Genomic DNA, 16,988 nt, shown 5'->3' on the forward strand with positions numbered 1-16,988 from the left:
AAGGAGTGTTAGGGATGGAGAAAACAAAAAAAGATCTAAGAATAAGAAGTAAAGACATCAGTGAAGGCGTCAATCGAGTCCCGAACCGCTCGATGTTAAGAGCTGTTGGATTTACAGACGAAGATTTCAAAAAACCGATGATTGGAATTGCGAGTACGTGGAGTGAGGTTACTCCTTGCAATGTACATATCGATAAACTTGCGCAAGAAGCGAAAAGTGGAGCCGGTGAAAATGGTGGAGCACCGATGATTTTCAATACGATCACAGTAGCTGACGGTATCGCGATGGGACACGAGGGCATGTTTTATTCTCTGCCAAGCCGTGAAGTAATTGCGGATTCCATCGAAACTGTGACCAATGCTGAAAGATTGGATGGTCTGGTTGCCATTGGCGGCTGCGACAAAACAACACCAGGCTGTTTGATTTCCATTGGCCGTCTGAACATTCCTTCGGTGTATGTATATGGAGGAACCATTCAACCAGTAAAGCTTGATGGAGAGGATATTGACATTGTATCGTCGTTTGAAGCCGTAGGGAAGTACCATGAAGGACAAATTGACGATGAACAACTGCACAGAGTTGAATGTCATGCCTGTCCTGGAGCAGGTGCTTGTGGTGGAATGTACACAGCAAACACAATGGCTTCTGCAGTAGAAGCTTTAGGAATGAGCATTCCTGGATCTTCCTCTACACCAGCGGTTCACGATTATAAAGAAACGGAATGTAAGCAAGCGGGCGAGCTTGTCATTGAGCTGCTCGAAAAAGAGATTTATCCTCGTGACATCATGACCAAAGAAGCATTTGAAAATGCGATCACCGTCGTTATGGCCCTAGGGGGATCGACAAATGCATTCCTTCACCTCCTTGCTATGGCCCATTCTGCAGGAGTGGATTTGACACTAGATGACTTTGAGCGCATCAGACAGGAAGTCCCTCATATTGCAGATATGAAGCCAAGTGGAAAATATGTAATGCAGGATTTGTATGAAAGTGGCGGCGTTCCGGCTGTTATGAAATTGCTCCTTGAGGAAGGTTTATTGCACGGGGAATGCCTTACAGTCACCGGGAAAACGGTCGCTGAAAACTTGGCAGAAGTTCCTTCACTCAAAGAAGGCCAAAAGGTCATTGTTCCTTTTGACCAGCCGATTAAAGAAAAAGGACCACTCGTCGTCTTGAAAGGCAATCTGGCTCCAGAAGGGGCTGTAGCTAAAATGTCCGGCCAGAAAATCAGCCGTTTCGAAGGACCAGCGCGGGTGTACAACAGTGAAGATGAAGCGACGGAAGCAATCGTTAACGATGAAATCAAAGAAGGAGATGTTCTCGTCGTGCGAAACGTAGGTCCAAAAGGAGGACCCGGCATGCCTGAGATGCTTTCTATTACAGCCATGATCGTTGGGAAAGGGCTCGGTGGAAAGGTTGCGCTGCTTACGGATGGTCGTTTCTCAGGTGGATCACATGGTTTCGTAATCGGTCACGTGGCTCCTGAAGCAGTAGTGGGCGGTCCTATCGGGCTGCTTCAAGAAGGGGATACCATCACGATCGATAGTGATACGCAGCAAATTAACTTTGAAGTTAATGATGAAGAATATGAGCGCAGGAAGCGGGAGTGGAAACGTCCAGAACCTAAGCATAAAAGGGGCGTGCTGGCGAAGTATGCCAGACTCGTATCTTCTTCTTCCAAAGGTGCCGTTACAGACTTGGACCTTGATGAATAATATGCCTCATGAAAAGCCCGGATTCCACTCCGGGCTTTTCTATTTATCCCATAACAATCTTCCCCTAAAGCTCCCTTTCTTGAAGACTCAGTTTCGAGACTTTTGTTGAGTGGAAGGGGGCTGCGGGGAATAACTCGCTTTCCGCGGGAGCGCGGTGAGCCTCCTCGGACTGCGTCCTGTGGGGTCTCACCATGCACTTTTTCCTCTTCGATATCCGGTTCCGGCGCCTAGCGGCTAGTGAGACTTCCCTCGCTTCTGTACGATAAGTCAACATCGAATCACTCCGTTCTTCGTGTTTCCTTTATCTCCGCCAGCTCAGTCCAGTCCATACGCCGCTGATCAAGGCGCCTGCACACTTAAGTTAGGAGTCTCGCCATTCCCCTTCGCCCCTTTGCTATAGGAGATTCTCGAAACCACTACTAAAAGGTCAGCTCGTATGATTATGGGAAGTGGGTTATAGATCACCTCCATAGCACTTAAAAGTTTGATGCAGAGCGTTTTACACCTCTAACAGTTGGATAGTAGAAGACCACCCAACTTGGTAAAGGGGTTCGTTATCTCTTTCATCGAAAGGGGTGGTTGGGAAGCTGCGAGACTCCCGTGGGAGAAAGGAGATAGGCGAGATCCCGCAGGGCTTTAGCCCGAGGAAGCTTGCCACTCCCCCCACAGGAAAGCGAGTAGCTTCCCAACCACCCCAGACGCTCCACAAGGCAACGAACCCCGGAAACATCTCGAAACTGAGTCTTACACAATCCTGCCATGATGCTTAATAAGGATTTATGAAGGAGTTAGGTTTAAAGGATATGATCATCTTGTTGTAGAAAAAGAAGGAGGGAGGTGGAGTAATAATGACGAAGGTTGCATTGATTAGACATGGCAGTACACCATGGAATAAAGAAAAAAAGAGCTCAGGGAAGCTCTGATATTCCTTTAGATGAAGAAGGAAAGGCAGACGCTCGTAAATTAGCTGAGCGCTTACATAAGGAAACTTGGGATGTGCTTTATTCAAGCCCTTTGAAGAGAGCGAAGCAGACAGCGGAATTCATCAGTGGAAAAGTAGGATTGACCATCCAATTTGACTCTCGAATAGAAGAAGCCAGTGGTGGTCAGATAGAAGGAACTACAGAACCTGAAAGAATCGAAAGATGGGGAGAGGACTGGCGTTCTAAGGAATTGGGCATTGAAACCCCTGAGAGTGTTGTTTCGAGGGGAATGTCGTTTGTGGATGATGTTTTGAAAAAGCATAAAGGGAAGAAAGTTATTGTTGTTAGTCATGGTGCTTTAATCAGCCATTTATTGAGGGAACTGGACAGTGAAAATGTTGGTGATGAACATATGAAAAACACTTCTTTATCAGAAGTTCATTTTAGAGAGGGACAATGGGTTTGTGATCGTTTTAATTGTACGATCCATTTGGATTGAGAGAAGCGGCTCAGAGGTGAGCCGCTTTATTTATTATTCTTTTGTATAGTTCAAATCCCAAGTTATTCCGTAAGGGTCTTTCACTTTCGCGTAGATCGCACCCCAAAAGGTATCCTGAAGTTCCATCAATACGTTTCCGTCCTCTTTTAATCGGTCGTAATAGGTTTGAATTTCATCGGCACTGTCACATTCTATGACGAGGGCTATATGGCTCCCGGTCTTAACACTTTGATCTGTAATCGAATCAGAAACCATAAAGAACAAGGCATCTTTTTTGAACTGAGCATGCATGACTCGCTCGTCCATTTCCTTCGGTGTTTCAAATTCTGCCTCTCCGAAGGTTTGGAGATTGATAACGTCACCATGGAAAATTTGTTTGTAATAATCCAGCGCCTCTTTTGCGTTACCGTTAAAAGTTAAATAAGGGGTAGCTTGATGCTTCATAGCCGCGAAACACTCCTTTTGGAATTTTTTTGATTCACAATCATTATAAGGTGTTGAGAGGAATAAAACAAGAACATTTGTTCGTTTATTTTTTGAAGGCGTTGTTCCATGCCTTCGTCTTATCCAAAGCAAGTAAATCTTCTTTGATTTCTCCAGGTTTGACGGCATTCCCTATCACATAATCTTCGAATGACATTCCTACAAAATCGAAAATATGGCCGAACTGTTGAATTAAAGGAAGCCCTGTGACATATGGATTGCTTCCGCCTGTTGTAATCACATAGGCCTTCTTACTGCGCACCTGTTTTTTGAAGTCAAATCGATCATCACGCATATATTGGGACCAGCGGTCGAAGAACAACTTCATGTGAGAAGTCATTCCAAACCAGTAAATTGGAGTGACAAAAATGATAAGATCATGAGCTAAAAAGGCCGACAGTACGGATTCATAATCGTCATCTACAGGTGAAAAACCTTCATCCGTATGCCTCATATCAATGATAGGGTTAATCTTATAATCACTCAGACGTAACTGTGTATGCTCAAGGCCTTCAAGTGCTTGTTTGACAAGGTATTCAGAATTACCGTTCTCTCTTGAACTTCCTAATATAGTCAATATTTTCATTAAATACTGCCTCCTTTGCTTCTAAAAAGTATATCATTGAACAAATCATCATAGTTATCTATACTTATCGATAATAACTATTGTAAAAAATGATAGAGGTGTATGTATGGATGTTTCTTATCTTTATACATTTAAAGAAGTAGCCAAATGGGGGAGCTATACCCGTACGGGGGAAGAACTCGGTTATGCTCAGTCTAGTGTGACGACACAAGTGAAAAAGCTTGAAGATTACTATGGGGTGAGACTTTTTGAGCGCGCTGGACAAACGATGCGTTTAACCCAGTCTGGTGAACAACTCTTATATTATGTCGACCTACCAGGTCGTCGACTTAATGGAAGAAGCGGAAAGCAAGCTTTCGGATCGTGTTCAAATGCGAGGGACGGTGAGGATTGGAGCTGTTGAATCGTTGGCAGCTTATTTTATATCCAAGTCTTTGAAAGCTTTTAAAGAGCAAAACCCCGACTTGCGAATTCAGTTAGAATCAGGACTCTGTCCAAATCTAAAAGATGGTGTGTTAGAAAGTCATTATGATCTCGCTGTGGTACTTGATGAAGAAGTGAAACATCCTCATTTGAAAGCTTTACTTCTTCGAAAGGAAAGAATGGTGATGGTTGCTGCTAAGGAGCACCCGCTTGTTGGTGAGAAGGGAATAGACTTGCGGTGTATAGAGGACGAGACACTCATTCTGACAGAAAAAGATTGCTCCTATAGAAATATGCTGGAGCGGCTTTTAAAGAAACGTGCCGTAGAACCCCGCTCTGTGATTTCCTTTACAAGTCTTGAAGCAATCAAACAATGTGTGATTGACGAACTGGGGATCGCAATGCTCCCGGAAATGACAGTCGCCAGGGAACTTGAGAATGGAAGTCTTTGTGCTTTGGATTTTGACCATGGAGAATTGGCTTTATACATTCAAATCATTCATCATCATAAGAAATGGTTATCTCCTTCGTTGGAGAAGTTCATCGAATTGCTTTATGAGAAAAAATGAAGATGATGATCTGTATTAAAACAGTAATTTTGGTCAAATGAAGCGTTATATTCATTTTTTAGTAAGGAACCAAAAGAAATTAAGATACAAAAAAAAAGGCGCTGAACCCTTTCACAGCGCCTTTTTTGTATCTGGCAAATGCCTAAATTAAAAAAACTTTCAGAAAACGGTTGCAATTTTACCTCCCTCACAGTAAACTGTACCATAACAGATAAACAAAATAACTTCTGTTATAACAAAGGAGGAGCTAAAATGAAAAAACAACAGAATGTCCCTTGTCCGCAGTGTGGTTCTAAAATTGAAGGTCATACTTACAATTACATGATGGAATGTGATCGTTGCCTTTCCAAAAAAGATGAATAATTTTTTGGAATACCTGTTATATATCAGTGTTGTTTAGTGGTTATTAGTATACAACAGAGGTGGCGATTCAATGGAAACCAAATTGTCTGGAATACAAATTCATGGAACGATGCACGACGGGTTTGCAGAGATTTTAACAGACGAGGCATTATCCTTTATCATTCAATTGCATGAAAATTTTAATGACAAAAGAAAACAGTTACTTGCAGACCGGGTCGAGACCCAAAAGAAAATTGATCAAGGAGAACGGCCTGATTTCCTGAAAGAAACAGAACATATCAGAAAAGCTGACTGGACGATATCCCCCCATACCTGACGATCTTAAAGATCGTCGGGTAGAAATTACAGGGCCTGTGGATCGGAAAATGGTAATCAACGGCCTGAATTCCGGAGCGAAGGTGTTCATGGCTGACTTTGAGGATGCGAATTCTCCGACCTGGCTGAATACGATTCAAGGCCAAATTAACTTGAGAGATGCCGTTAGAAAAAACATTCGTTTTGAAAATCCAAACGGGAAAGTATATGAGTTAAACGAAAAAACCGCTGTACTCAAAGTACGCCCGCGTGGGTGGCATTTAGAAGAGAAGCATCTGACATACAATCAGGAACGGCTCTCAGGTAGTCTCGTGGACTTTGGCCTCTATTTTTTCCATAATGCAAAAAAAACTCATAGAAAATGGTTCGGGACCGTATTTTTACTTACCGAAGCTTGAAAACCATCGAGAGGCGAAGTTGTGGAACGATGTGTTTGTCTTTGCTCAAGACTATCTGAACATCCCACAAGGTACAGTGAAAGCGACTGTCTTGATTGAAACGATTTTAGCTGCATTTGAGATGGATGAAATCCTTTATGAATTAAGGAATCATTCCGCTGGATTGAACTGTGGCCGTTGGGATTATATTTTCAGCTACTTGAAAAAGTTCCGTCATGATGAAAATTTTTTGCTGCCTGACCGTGCAGATGTGACGATGACTGTTCCATTTATGAGGGCCTACTCGCAATTAACCATTCAAACCTGTCACAAGCGAAAGGCTCATGCCATGGGGGGGAATGGCGGCTCAAATACCAGTGAAAAATGATAAAGAGAAAAACGACGCTGCTTTTGAAAAGGTACGTGCAGATAAGGAGCGGGAAGTGAAAGATGGCCACGATGGGACGTGGGTCGCCCACCCGGCCATGGTAGAGACAGCGGTGGATATTTTTAACAAATATATGCCTGGTGAAAATCAGATTCAAAAAGATCAAGCGACCGTCTCTTACCGTGCAGAGCAATTGCTGGAAGTACCTGAAGGGTCTATTACAGAGCAGGGGTTAAGAACAAATATTAATGTTGGTATCCAATATATGGCGTCATGGCTGGATGGCAGAGGGGGCAGCACCGATCCATCATTTGATGGAGGATGCGGCAACTGCTGAAATATCGAGATCCCAAGTATGGCAGTGGATCAGACATCCGAAAGGCATTTTGAAAGATGGCCGGGAGATCACGATGGAGCTTTACGCATCGTTGAAAGAAGAAGAGATGGAAGCGATACGTTGGGAAGTTGGAGAGAGTGTTTTTGAAAAAGGTTCCTATACAGAAGCCGCTCAGTTGTTTGACCAACTGATTCGAAACGATGAGTTTGCTGAGTTTTTAACTTTAGAAGCTTATAACCATTTATCTTAAGGGGGATTTCATAATGAATGAGCGTATAGAAAAGTTGCGTCACCAGTGGCAGGATGAGAGTCGATGGAGCGGGGTGCAAAGACCATATGAAGCCGAAGAGGTCATTCGGTTAAGAGGGTCCATGGATATTCAACATACCTTAGCGGAAAAAGGTGCCGAAAAGCTCTGGAAGTTAATGAACGAGGAAGATTATGTCCACGCTTTGGGTGCTTTGACAGGAAACCAAGCGATGCAGCAGGTGAAAGCAGGGCTTAAGGCCATTTATTTGAGTGGGTGGCAAGTGGCAGCTGATGCCAACCTTTCAGGGCACATGTATCCTGATCAAAGCTTGTACCCGGCTAATAGTGTACCGCAAGTGGTGAAAAGGATAAATCAAGCTTTGCAAAGAGCGGACCAAATTCACCACATGGAAGGCAAAGACGATATAGATTGGTTTGCACCTATTGTCGCAGACGCCGAAGCTGGTTTTGGTGGGCAGTTGAATGTGTTTGAGTTAATGAAAGGAATGGTTGAAGCGGGGGCGGCAGCCGTTCACTTTGAAGATCAGCTTTCTTCGGAGAAAAAATGTGGTCACCTCGGAGGAAAAGTCCTTTTGCCGACACAAACGGCGGTTCGAAATTTGATTTCCGCAAGGTTTGCTGCGGATGTTATGGGAACACCGACGATCATCATTGCAAGAACCGATGCGAATGCAGCGGATCTGATTACGAGCGACGTGGATCCATATGATGCGCCATTCATTACTGGTGAGAGAACGGCTGAAGGTTTCTTTAAAACTAGGTCTGGGTTGGATCAGGCTATTGCACGTGGTTTGGCTTATGCGCCATATGCTGATCTTGTTTGGTGTGAAACGTCGGAGCCTAACCTGGATGAGGCCCGTCGTTTTGCTGAAGCCATTCACGAACAATACCCCGGAAAGCTATTGGCTTATAACTGCTCTCCATCTTTCAACTGGAAGAAGAAACTGGATGATGAAACGATTGCAAACTTCCAGCGGGAGTTAGGGAAAATGGGATACAAGTTCCAATTTGTCACATTGGCAGGATTCCATGCCTTGAATCACGGCATGTTCGAACTTGCTCGTCAATATAAAGATCGTGGTATGGAAGCCTATTCAGAACTTCAGCAAGCAGAGTTTGCGAGCGAAATTCACGGATACTCAGCGACACGACATCAGCGTGAAGTTGGAACAGGATATTTTGATGAAGTCGCTCAAGTGATCTCAGGTGGAACCTCTTCTACAACAGCATTGAAAGGGTCAACAGAAACGGAACAATTCAACACTGAAACCGTTAGCCCTTCTTCCTAATCGGAGCAAATGAATGAGTGAGAAACGTCGGGAGAGTTGAGCCTCCAGGCGTTTCTTTTTCTTGTCCATAAAGCACAATTCCTCGCCAAATTAATATGGTATGATATCAGTTATTTTCAGTGATTGCGAAAATCAGGAGTGATATCATGCCGGTGATTTCAGGAAAAGAATATATTAAACGGATCGATGCGATGCATGCGGAAGTGTGGGTGGCCGGTGACAAAGTAACAGGTAATATCTCTGAACATCCTGCTTTCAACGGGATTGTCCACAGCCAGGCGGAACTCTACGATCTTCAATGTGATCATAAGCACGACATGACTTTTTCCTCGGAAACGACAGGGAATCAATTAGGGCTGTCTTACTTAATTCCAAGAACGAAAGGGGACTTGGAAAGAAGGAGAAAAATGATTCAACGGTGGGCCCTTCATTCCGGAGGAGTGATGGGGAGAAGCCCGGATTACATGAACACCGTGCTCGCTTCCTTTGCGGCATCAATTGATGTATTGGACGGCGAAGAGAACTGTCATCCGGAACGGCTTCTGCAATTTTATGAATATGCTCGCGAGAATGATTTGTCGTTTACTCATACGTTCGTTAACCCTCAAAGCAACCGCTCCAAGTTAGCTTTTCTAGAAGAGGATGTCACCAATGCTCGAATCATGGACCGGACCGACCAAGGTTTGATCATTAAAGGAGCTAAACTTCTGGCCACTCAAGGAGGCATAACGGATGAGATCATTGTCTTTTCCGCTCCTGGTGCACAGGAAAATGCTCATGCCTACTGCTTTTCAATACCGAGCAACACAAAAGGATTAAAGTTTATATGCAGGGAATCGTTCGCGAATCAAGGACCAACTTACGATTATCCTTTATCCTCACGTTTTGAAGAGATGGACACAATCGTCATTTTTGATGATGTTCTCGTTCCGTGGGAGCGCGTCTTCATCCACGATAATATCCGAGCAGCGACCCGTTTGTATGTCCAGGGGAAATTTGTTCCTTTTACGTTACACCAAATTGTTTCACGGCAAATCATAAAAACCGAATTTCTATTAGGAATCGCTCAGGGAATCGTGGATACCATTCAGATCGGTGAATATCAACATGTTCAAAGTAAAGTTGTGGAAATAGTCAAAGGGTTGGAAGTTATGAAGGCCCTTGCCATCAAGTCCGAGCAGGAAGCGTCCGTGGATGCTTCAGGGATTATGGTTCCTGCAAAACAACCGCTATATGTGGCGGTTAATCAATTTCAAGAATCCTATCCGAGATTTGCTGAGATTCTTCAGATTCTTGGTGCCAGCGGGATGATGTCCATTCCGCAAAAGGCAGATTTTGAAGGGGAAGTCGGAGAGAAACTAGACCATTTTTTGCAAGGGGTCGAAGTGAGTGGGAAAGATCGAGTCTCCCTTTTTCGGTTAGCCTGGGATTTGACGATGAGCAGTTTTGGTTCCAGACAAACGCTTTATGAACGCTTTTTCTTCGGGGATCCTGTACGGCTCTCGCAAACCATTTATCAACTTTATGATGAAAATCATGCGCTGGAAAGCATTCAACCGTTCTTATCAAAAAAAGCTGACAAGTAAATGTCAGCTTTTTAACGTTTAGCGTTCGCTTTTTTTGCTTTTTGTTCTAACTGAGAGCGAGGTTGCTGATCGGCGACATCTTCAGAAAGTCCCTGCGGGTTTACCGTATTGCCGGCATTTCTTTTAAATGCGTTGCTTTTCTTACTCATATGCACACCTCCTATCGCTTATTTTGGAATATTGATCGGTTTTTATCCATGTTTTTAATAGGCAAAAGCTTACAACGAATGGGTTGTTCAAACATGCAAAGGCTAAGCTTAAAGGAGGAATGAGGTATGAAACAAAAGCAAAATAAACGTAATCAAAATCAGGAATCCGGTTCTCAGGGCTTAGCCATTACACAGGAGCAGGTATCCGACACGCTCACGGAAGGTACGTACGATGCCAAGATTGATGAAGTAGATGAAAATGGTCAGTTGATCAGCCATAAAGGTGAGGATATCAAAAAAGGAAAGAAGCGTGACTGATCATGGCTCGAAGAAATAAACTGCTTGTTCCAGAAGCAAGGGCAGGGCTAGATCAAATGAAAGCTGAACTCCTCCAGTCATCCTCTCCTGATCAGACGAAATATGAAGTAGCGGAAGAACAAGGAATACCTTTAACAAAGGGTGACAATGGTAACCTGTCTACCCGGGATGCAGGTAAAATCGGAGGGCAGATTGGCGGACGGATGGTAAAAGAATTGATTCGAAGAGCTCAACAACAAATGGAACAAGATCAAAGGTAAGAGGCGCGGTTGCAGCGCCTCTTTTTATGACACTGTAAGCTATTCGGAAAAGCTTATTGCTTATTAGCTAACATGTCTTTTGGATGCATCATCCTTAACTGATCAAGTTCTTTTTTATGGTAAAGGAATTCGGATTTATTTTTACATACAAGGGCCTGATCAATCTGGTGTTGATGCACAAGTATGGCTAATTCAAGATCCATTTCTGTATAAAGTGAACGGTCTTCATATTTTTCATCAATAAAAGGGATCGACATATAAAAAGGGTCAGTATCATTTCTTCTAACAGCGATATACCAGCCTGCATTGTCTACATAAATGGGATCTTCCAGGATGTGGAGGTGATCGCCTTGGTTGAATTCGATGATTTCATGGCACGTGCATTCTTGGTTGCCTTTTTCGTATGTGAATGTTTGTAGAACGGTTAAGGTATTCTCCATAGCCATTCTCCTTTCAAGGTGGTAAAACAATAATAATTGATAATGATTATCAATGTCAAACGAAAATCCACTTCTTTTTCTGATAATTTTGGTATAATGATATAAATAAAATGGCTTTTTCATAGAGGAGAATCTTTATGGGGAATATCAAAGATTTGGTTGAAAAAGTACAGTTTGATGGGGATTGTGCCATCGTTGTACCACAGGAATTCCAATGGATCGGCCAAGGAAGAAGTGCCGTGGTGTACCGGTTGAAGGGGACAGATATAGCAGTAAAGGTTTTTTATCCAGGTTACGAGGATCTGGCCCATATTGAAGGGGAAGTTTATGAGAAGCTTAATAATCATGAGTTTTTTCCAGCTTTTTATGAAAAAGGAGAAGGTTACTTGACGATGCAGTACGTGGAAGGGATCACTTTTTATGACTGTCTCGTCAATGGGGTGGCTATTACAGAAGAGATGGTCCAACGTGTAGATGAGGCGCTTGAATTTGCCTGTCGATTAGGCTTCAACCCTTCTGACACTCATTTGAAAAACATCCTGCTTACTACTGATGGTGAAGTGAAAGTGATTGATGTCGTTCGTTTCACTCAGGAGTTTGATTGTCCGCATTGGCGTGATTTGAAAAAAGCCTATGAAACCTTTTACCAACGCCGCTATGTCCCGAAAAGATTCCCAAGATTTTTTATAGAGTTTATCATACGCTTGTATCGTAAAAGGTTGCTGCCGATTTAAACATTTCCGTTGTTTGATCATCCAAATTTCTGGGAAATCATGAACTAGAAAGGTGGAATGTGATCATGACACAGCATCGTTTAAGTGATGTAGAAGTCGGTAAAAACTACAAGGCCAAAGAGTTAGACAGTTTTGTATCCACAACTGATGTTCTTGTTCTTTCCAACAATGATTCACAACTTTTCACAGAACCTGAAAGGGAGTATAAAGTTATCGATGCATTTGGAGGTTTTTTTGAACATTCCTCTGAAGACGGAGAGAAATATTTTCGTGAAAAGAAAGCCTATGTCGTTGAAAAGGTATAGTAAAAAAGGCGTCCAGGAAGGGCGCCTTTTTATGTTGGATCAGTATCTTAGTTTCATGAGAATTCCCCTGATTTCCTCATCGGCGATGAGAATTTCCTCGTATTTCTTCGTGATTTCAGTCAATGCCACATCATGATAGAAGAATTCAGTAAAGAATTTCACTAATGGTTTGGATAAGGTATGTATCCCCTGAAATGCATCCCCCTCCACACCTGCAAATAAAATTTCCTCATGATCAATAATCATAAGCTTGTGCCTTTCGAGGGCTTCGTGCTTTTCGTCAGGAAGGAGGACATGGGTATGCAGTTTTTCTGAATCCAGCTCACCGACAGAAAGAAGCTCTACTCTTATACCTTCTTTCTTTTTTTCTTCCAAAAGGGGAAGTAGGGGAGCCAATTCATCACTCCATCCAGTAACGAGTATTTCCTCCGTTGCGGTCTGAATCCGCTCTTTTAATAAAGCGTTGATGGAAGCATCATTTTGGATCGTCCACACACGTTCATCAGAATCATGAAGCTTAAAAGTCGAATTTCGTATTTCGTCTATGTTGGATTGAAATTCAGTCGTCAGCTTCTCAATCGTCGTCTCCAGTGAAAGGGCGGTGTAAAGTTTTTTTCTTTCTTGAAAAGAAGTGAGAATCAACCCTTTTTCTACAAGACGCTGAAGGACTTCATAGATCTTCGATTTCGGGACTTGTGAATATTTGACGATGGATGTGGCATCCATCGGCTCTTCACTTGCTGTAAGGACTTCGAAAACTTGACTTTCATACTGAGTGAATCCGAATTTCTGTAACATCATGTACCTCGCTTTTTGTGAACAGATTTTAGATTAGATGTAGAATAACCTTATTCAATATAATGAAAGGATTGTGTAAGACTCGGTTTCGAGACTCTGTTGAGTGGTTTGTGCTGCAGGGAATGACTCTCCCGCAGGAAAGCGAGTAGCTTCCCAACGACCCTCACTCCCATTATGGGAAACGAAACCCGAAACACCTCGAAACAGAGACTTCCACAATCGGGAGCTTTAGTGGAATAGAAGTTTTTATCAATGCTGTAGATTTAGAATACATGGAGGAATGAAAAACGTAAACATTTCCTCTTGTTTTATCCTTCCCTAATGGTTACCATTGTAGTGGTAACCTAATAGAAAGGGTCATGCAATCATGAATAAAAAAGTTTATTTGTTAGCACTTGTTGCGTTTGTTGTCGGAACCGTTGAATTGATTATCGGTGGTATTTTAGACCTTGTTGCTGATGATCTAGGTATTACTCTTGGTCAAGCGGGTCTATTGATCACTATTTTTTCCTTAGTATTTGCGGTGGCATCACCGATATTACTAACGGCAACCGCTCGATTCGACCGAAAAAAATTGATGCTTGTCACGTTGGTTATTTTCTTTCTTGGAAACATGCTCGCCTATTTGAGTCCGAATTATTCTACAATCATGCTGGCGAGGGTATTAACAGCAGCGAGTGGATCATTGCTTGTGGTGCTGGCTGTGACGATTGCCTCTGCAATTGTTACTAAAGAGTACAGAGGTAGAGCGATTGGTACCATTTTTATGGGCATCAGTGGTTCTCTTGTTCTTGGAGTTCCTATCGGATTGACTATTGGGAACAGCTTTGGATGGAGAGCACCTTTTTTACTGATTAGTGTACTGACTCTGCTCTCTTTTGTGGCCGTTTGGATTTCGTTAGGGAAAATTGCTCCGAAACCCGTCATTTCTATTAAAGAGCAAATGAGAACGTTGAAAGATAAAAAGATTTTCTCTGCACAGCTGACCTCATTTTTGTTTTTAACAGGTCACCTTGCTCTATATGCTTATCTAACTCCATTTCTTAAGTCGGAAATGGGGATGAATGGGACTTGGGTGAGCATTGTTTACTTCATCTTCGGTGTCGCTGCCGTTATGGGTGGAGGAGTCGGAGGTTTCTTATCAGACAAATTTGGATCAGAGAGAAGCATTCTTGGTATTATCCTAGTCTTTGCGGTCGCTATTTTCACCATTCCACATGTCACGTTCTCTCTACCATTATTTTTAATGGTGATGGTGATTTGGAGTGCTTTAAGTTGGGCCGTAACACCTGCACAGCAAAATTATCTGATTTCCTCCGCACCTGAAACTTCAGATATTCAGCAAAGCCTGAACAACTCTGCGTTACATTTCGGCATTGCTTTTGGTTCTTCTATCGGTGGTATAGTCATCGAGCAGACTTCGGTTATTCATAATGCAACCGTTGGAGGATTTTTTGTGCTTATCGCACTGGCTACCGCCTATTTTTCCATTACTCGCGGAAGAGAAATGTATGAAAAAGAAGCTTTGCAGCAATAGCAGTAAAACCCACCGTACTCGGTGGGTTTTTTTATTCTCCTTTATATTCAATGGTAATCATGTCCCAGTATTCCAAGCGAGGGAGGGTGAAGGAGAGACGGCCGAGGTTTTTTTCAAATTCAACAGGAACCGGGATCCCTTTCTTCCAATCAGGGGAGGCCACCCAAACTTTCTCTACTTGTCGTGTTTCATCTATTTGAATAGAGAGATCATTTTTTACCTCTGGTTTCTTTTGTGTACCATTCGGGTCACGCCAGTTCATATGTTCAGCATCTGTAAAGTTAAGAAGGTGAACAACCTTTTTGTCCTTGGTCTTTTTGCTGAATGCATAAACCGATCCCTTTTTTGGTTGAGGAGAGATGTTTGTTGTATTTGAAACTATAACTAACTCATCGGGAGAAAGCTCATCTCCTCGTAAAAGGTTTTGATAGCCGACCATAAAATCATAGTAATGGACGAGACGTTCTTTCAAGTTCTTTGTCATCGTCAAGTGATCGTTTGGAAAGTACTCTTTGGACAGCATATGTTCTCCGAGTTCTATATGGGCGCCACCATGAGCAAAAATCAATGCGTCTGTAAGCAAAATGCCTGGAAGGTTAAACACGCCTTCTTGATCTGCAAGGTCATAGTTCATGTATGCAGCCAAGACGGTATTTTTATTCCAGTTTTGTTCGTTTTCAATCAAAATGTTCTTTAGTTGCTCGTAGGTAGTGATTGGATCCCATACTTCCGTGTACAGAAATGGAGCACCAGCATTGGAAATTTCCTCTTGGCCATATTGATTGACCGCATTCATAATGAAAGAATAATCGGGAAACCTTGACCTTACAGCCTCGAGAAAATGTTTGTAGCTTTGCTTCATGAATAAGGGGTCACCAGAATTCTTGTAAACATCTCCACGCTCTCCTAATTGATCGATATGCCAACCATCAAAGGAAAGAGCATCATACACGTTCTTTTGATTTGCAAAAATGTAGTTCTGCCAATCAGGGTTTCATGGGTCGGTTAAGAAGATATCGCTCTTCCAATGGTCAGGAAGGGCGTGGCGGTCTACTTCAGTCGTGCCCTTGTCTTTATAAACAAACCACTCCGGACGAACACCATCTTGCTCCGCTCCTGATAGAGTCCCGTATAAAAGATTGTAAGCCATCGCCTGCATGTTATATTGATGAGCTAAATCAATATACTGCTCGACTGTTTTAAATTCAACGGGCTCGTTGGCTATGTTAGCCCACCTTCCCAAAGGCTCGTCATTCTTGTAATGCAATGGCTGGTGATGCTCATCGTGCCAATCGTAAAATTGGAGAGCATTGATGTGAAAACGAGCTAAGGTATCAACAATTTCTCGTTGTTGTTCATATGCGGGATCGGAAAAGTTAGATAGAAACCCATATCTGGGAAAAGCCGTCCAAGAAGAAGAGACGTCGACTGCTATCGTTTTTCTCTCCATTTCTTTAGAATGTGAAAGGACTTCTACTAAATAGCCTTGATGATCGGTTTCGGGAGGTTTCCATTTCCACTCTAGGAGCGATTCTTCCGGTACGACTTTCATTTGATCGATCTTTTTTCCTTTGTAGTAATAGTTCACAAGGAAAGCAGTGGAAGAGTCATGGTTTAATTGAGCTTTGAAATGTACTTCGTCACCTGGTTGATACTTCGCTTGGTCTTTTGAAAGGTGTTCGATTTCCGCGCTTTTATCTCCAAGATCAAACGATAGAATGACGAAGAGTAGAACGTTCATTAGAAGTAATAATGTCATCAGTGTTTTAGTTTTCATTCATAGATCAACCTTATAACAAATGGCTAGCAGAACATCTGCTAGCCATGTTGATTTATTGTAGATTTGATGAAAATTTCTTCAGGATTTGTAATCATCTCATCATTAGGATAGGCTTGGATGCCTATCATTTTTTCATCCTTGCCTGCTTAATCTTTTTTACCATTGAAGAAAATCTTCACTTTATGCTTCTCATCTGCTGGAACATTCACATAAAGAGCTTCTTCTTCATTGTCATAGAAGAAGGACTCCTGAGTCGATTTTACTTCCTCTACAGAGCTGACTTCCTTGTACTTCGCTTTTGCAGCACGTACACGTGTAGGTGCTTCTTCTCCATTAAGCTTCAGTGTATAAGATTCTAAGTCAGTATCGTAGCCTGTAGCTTTTTCTTTTTTCTTGAATTCAATGTGTTTCCCTTTACGTTTCACTTTCAGGTCTGTCACATTGTACTCGCCATCCTTGTAATCTAATGTTGCCCCATCATCTTCATAGAAAGAGTAGGTTGCTTTCTCATCCAAGTAGGTGTCTAGAACAAGGTTTTTAAGTG

The 16,988-nt window shown here is 42.6% G+C and carries 18 protein-coding genes and 2 pseudogenes; 13 read left to right on the top strand and 7 right to left on the bottom strand.

Annotated features, from left to right (window positions below; all coding sequences use genetic code 11):
* Window positions 1–14: 14 nt before the first annotated feature.
* Window positions 15–1,715, top strand: coding sequence for a dihydroxy-acid dehydratase (ilvD, locus tag LC065_RS09445; protein ID WP_306163924.1), 1,701 nt, complete (start codon window positions 15–17; stop codon window positions 1,713–1,715).
* A gap of 873 nt (window positions 1,716–2,588) precedes the next feature.
* Entirely contained in the window at window positions 2,589–3,137 is a 549-nt protein-coding gene (locus tag LC065_RS09450; RefSeq protein WP_371933428.1) for a histidine phosphatase family protein, read from the top strand.
* A 33-nt stretch (window positions 3,138–3,170) separates the two neighbouring features.
* Here the strand turns inward: LC065_RS09450 and LC065_RS09455 are convergent, their stop codons facing one another.
* Both LC065_RS09455 and LC065_RS09460 read right to left on the bottom strand, forming a co-directional pair.
* Entirely contained in the window at window positions 3,171–3,581 is a 411-nt protein-coding gene (locus LC065_RS09455) for a VOC family protein (protein WP_226591896.1), read from the bottom strand.
* A gap of 85 nt (window positions 3,582–3,666) precedes the next feature.
* Complete coding sequence (locus LC065_RS09460; protein ID WP_226591894.1) at window positions 3,667–4,206, bottom strand: flavodoxin family protein; 540 nt, start codon at window positions 4,204–4,206, stop codon at window positions 3,667–3,669.
* A gap of 106 nt (window positions 4,207–4,312) precedes the next feature.
* On the opposite strand from LC065_RS09460, the gene LC065_RS09465 reads away from it, so the two are divergent.
* The 6 genes and pseudogenes from LC065_RS09465 to hpaB all read left to right on the top strand — a co-directional run bounded on the left by LC065_RS09465 (window position 4,313) and on the right by hpaB (window position 10,123).
* Complete coding sequence (locus LC065_RS09465; protein WP_306163925.1) at window positions 4,313–4,609, top strand: LysR family transcriptional regulator; 297 nt, start codon at window positions 4,313–4,315, stop codon at window positions 4,607–4,609.
* The gene (locus tag LC065_RS09470) at window positions 4,539–5,198 is read left to right on the top strand and encodes a LysR family transcriptional regulator substrate-binding protein (RefSeq protein WP_306163926.1); all 660 of its coding nucleotides are present in this window, start codon (window positions 4,539–4,541) and stop codon (window positions 5,196–5,198) included. Before LC065_RS09465 ends, LC065_RS09470 begins: the two co-directional genes overlap by 71 nt.
* 252 nt (window positions 5,199–5,450) lie before the next feature.
* On the top strand, window positions 5,451–5,561 hold the full coding sequence (locus LC065_RS09475) for a YhfH family protein (RefSeq protein ID WP_115822687.1): 111 nt from the start codon (window positions 5,451–5,453) through the stop codon (window positions 5,559–5,561).
* A gap of 70 nt (window positions 5,562–5,631) precedes the next feature.
* Window positions 5,632–7,228 (top strand): annotated as a pseudogene (gene aceB / locus LC065_RS09480) (malate synthase A).
* A 13-nt stretch (window positions 7,229–7,241) separates the two neighbouring features.
* Window positions 7,242–8,537, top strand: a complete 1,296-nt coding sequence (gene aceA, locus LC065_RS09485; protein WP_264187829.1) for an isocitrate lyase — start codon at window positions 7,242–7,244, stop codon at window positions 8,535–8,537.
* A gap of 146 nt (window positions 8,538–8,683) precedes the next feature.
* On the top strand, window positions 8,684–10,123 hold the full coding sequence (hpaB, locus tag LC065_RS09490) for a 4-hydroxyphenylacetate 3-monooxygenase, oxygenase component (protein ID WP_226591889.1): 1,440 nt from the start codon (window positions 8,684–8,686) through the stop codon (window positions 10,121–10,123).
* Between the two features lie 11 nt (window positions 10,124–10,134).
* On the opposite strand, the gene LC065_RS09495 is transcribed toward hpaB, so the two are convergent.
* Window positions 10,135–10,272 (bottom strand): hypothetical protein, encoded by a 138-nt coding sequence (locus LC065_RS09495; RefSeq protein WP_167356006.1) that lies wholly within the window; start codon window positions 10,270–10,272, stop codon window positions 10,135–10,137.
* A 126-nt stretch (window positions 10,273–10,398) separates the two neighbouring features.
* Here LC065_RS09495 and LC065_RS09500 point away from each other — a divergent pair, with 126 nt between their 5' ends.
* Window positions 10,399–10,590, top strand: coding sequence for a YozQ family protein (locus tag LC065_RS09500; protein ID WP_226591887.1), 192 nt, complete (start codon window positions 10,399–10,401; stop codon window positions 10,588–10,590).
* Window positions 10,591–10,592: 2 nt separating this feature from the next.
* Complete coding sequence (locus LC065_RS09505; RefSeq protein ID WP_226591885.1) at window positions 10,593–10,850, top strand: alpha/beta-type small acid-soluble spore protein; 258 nt, start codon at window positions 10,593–10,595, stop codon at window positions 10,848–10,850.
* 53 nt (window positions 10,851–10,903) lie between these two features.
* Here the strand turns inward: LC065_RS09505 and LC065_RS09510 are convergent, their stop codons facing one another.
* Window positions 10,904–11,290: a hypothetical protein gene (locus LC065_RS09510; RefSeq protein ID WP_226591883.1), complete on the bottom strand. Its 387-nt coding sequence runs from the start codon at window positions 11,288–11,290 to the stop codon at window positions 10,904–10,906.
* A gap of 137 nt (window positions 11,291–11,427) precedes the next feature.
* Here LC065_RS09510 and LC065_RS09515 point away from each other — a divergent pair, with 137 nt between their 5' ends.
* Entirely contained in the window at window positions 11,428–12,024 is a 597-nt protein-coding gene (locus LC065_RS09515; RefSeq protein WP_226591881.1) for a serine/threonine-protein kinase, read from the top strand.
* A gap of 65 nt (window positions 12,025–12,089) precedes the next feature.
* Window positions 12,090–12,329 (top strand): hypothetical protein, encoded by a 240-nt coding sequence (locus tag LC065_RS09520; protein WP_226591879.1) that lies wholly within the window; start codon window positions 12,090–12,092, stop codon window positions 12,327–12,329.
* Between the two features lie 39 nt (window positions 12,330–12,368).
* Here the strand turns inward: LC065_RS09520 and LC065_RS09525 are convergent, their stop codons facing one another.
* Window positions 12,369–13,127 (bottom strand): TrmB family transcriptional regulator, encoded by a 759-nt coding sequence (locus LC065_RS09525; RefSeq protein ID WP_226591877.1) that lies wholly within the window; start codon window positions 13,125–13,127, stop codon window positions 12,369–12,371.
* 367 nt (window positions 13,128–13,494) lie between these two features.
* Here LC065_RS09525 and LC065_RS09530 point away from each other — a divergent pair, with 367 nt between their 5' ends.
* Entirely contained in the window at window positions 13,495–14,664 is a 1,170-nt protein-coding gene (locus tag LC065_RS09530) for an MFS transporter (protein ID WP_226591876.1), read from the top strand.
* Window positions 14,665–14,695: 31 nt separating this feature from the next.
* Here LC065_RS09530 and LC065_RS09535 read toward each other — a convergent pair.
* Window positions 14,696–16,441: pseudogene (locus tag LC065_RS09535) on the bottom strand (glycoside hydrolase family 66 protein).
* A 149-nt stretch (window positions 16,442–16,590) separates the two neighbouring features.
* A complete protein-coding gene (locus LC065_RS20485; RefSeq protein WP_371933451.1) occupies window positions 16,591–16,959 on the bottom strand; it encodes a DUF5110 domain-containing protein in 369 nt (122 codons plus the stop codon).
* Window positions 16,960–16,988 lie beyond the last annotated feature (29 nt).

Source organism: Halobacillus litoralis, assembly GCF_020524085.2.
GTDB lineage: Bacteria > Bacillota > Bacilli > Bacillales > Halobacillaceae > Halobacillus > Halobacillus litoralis_E.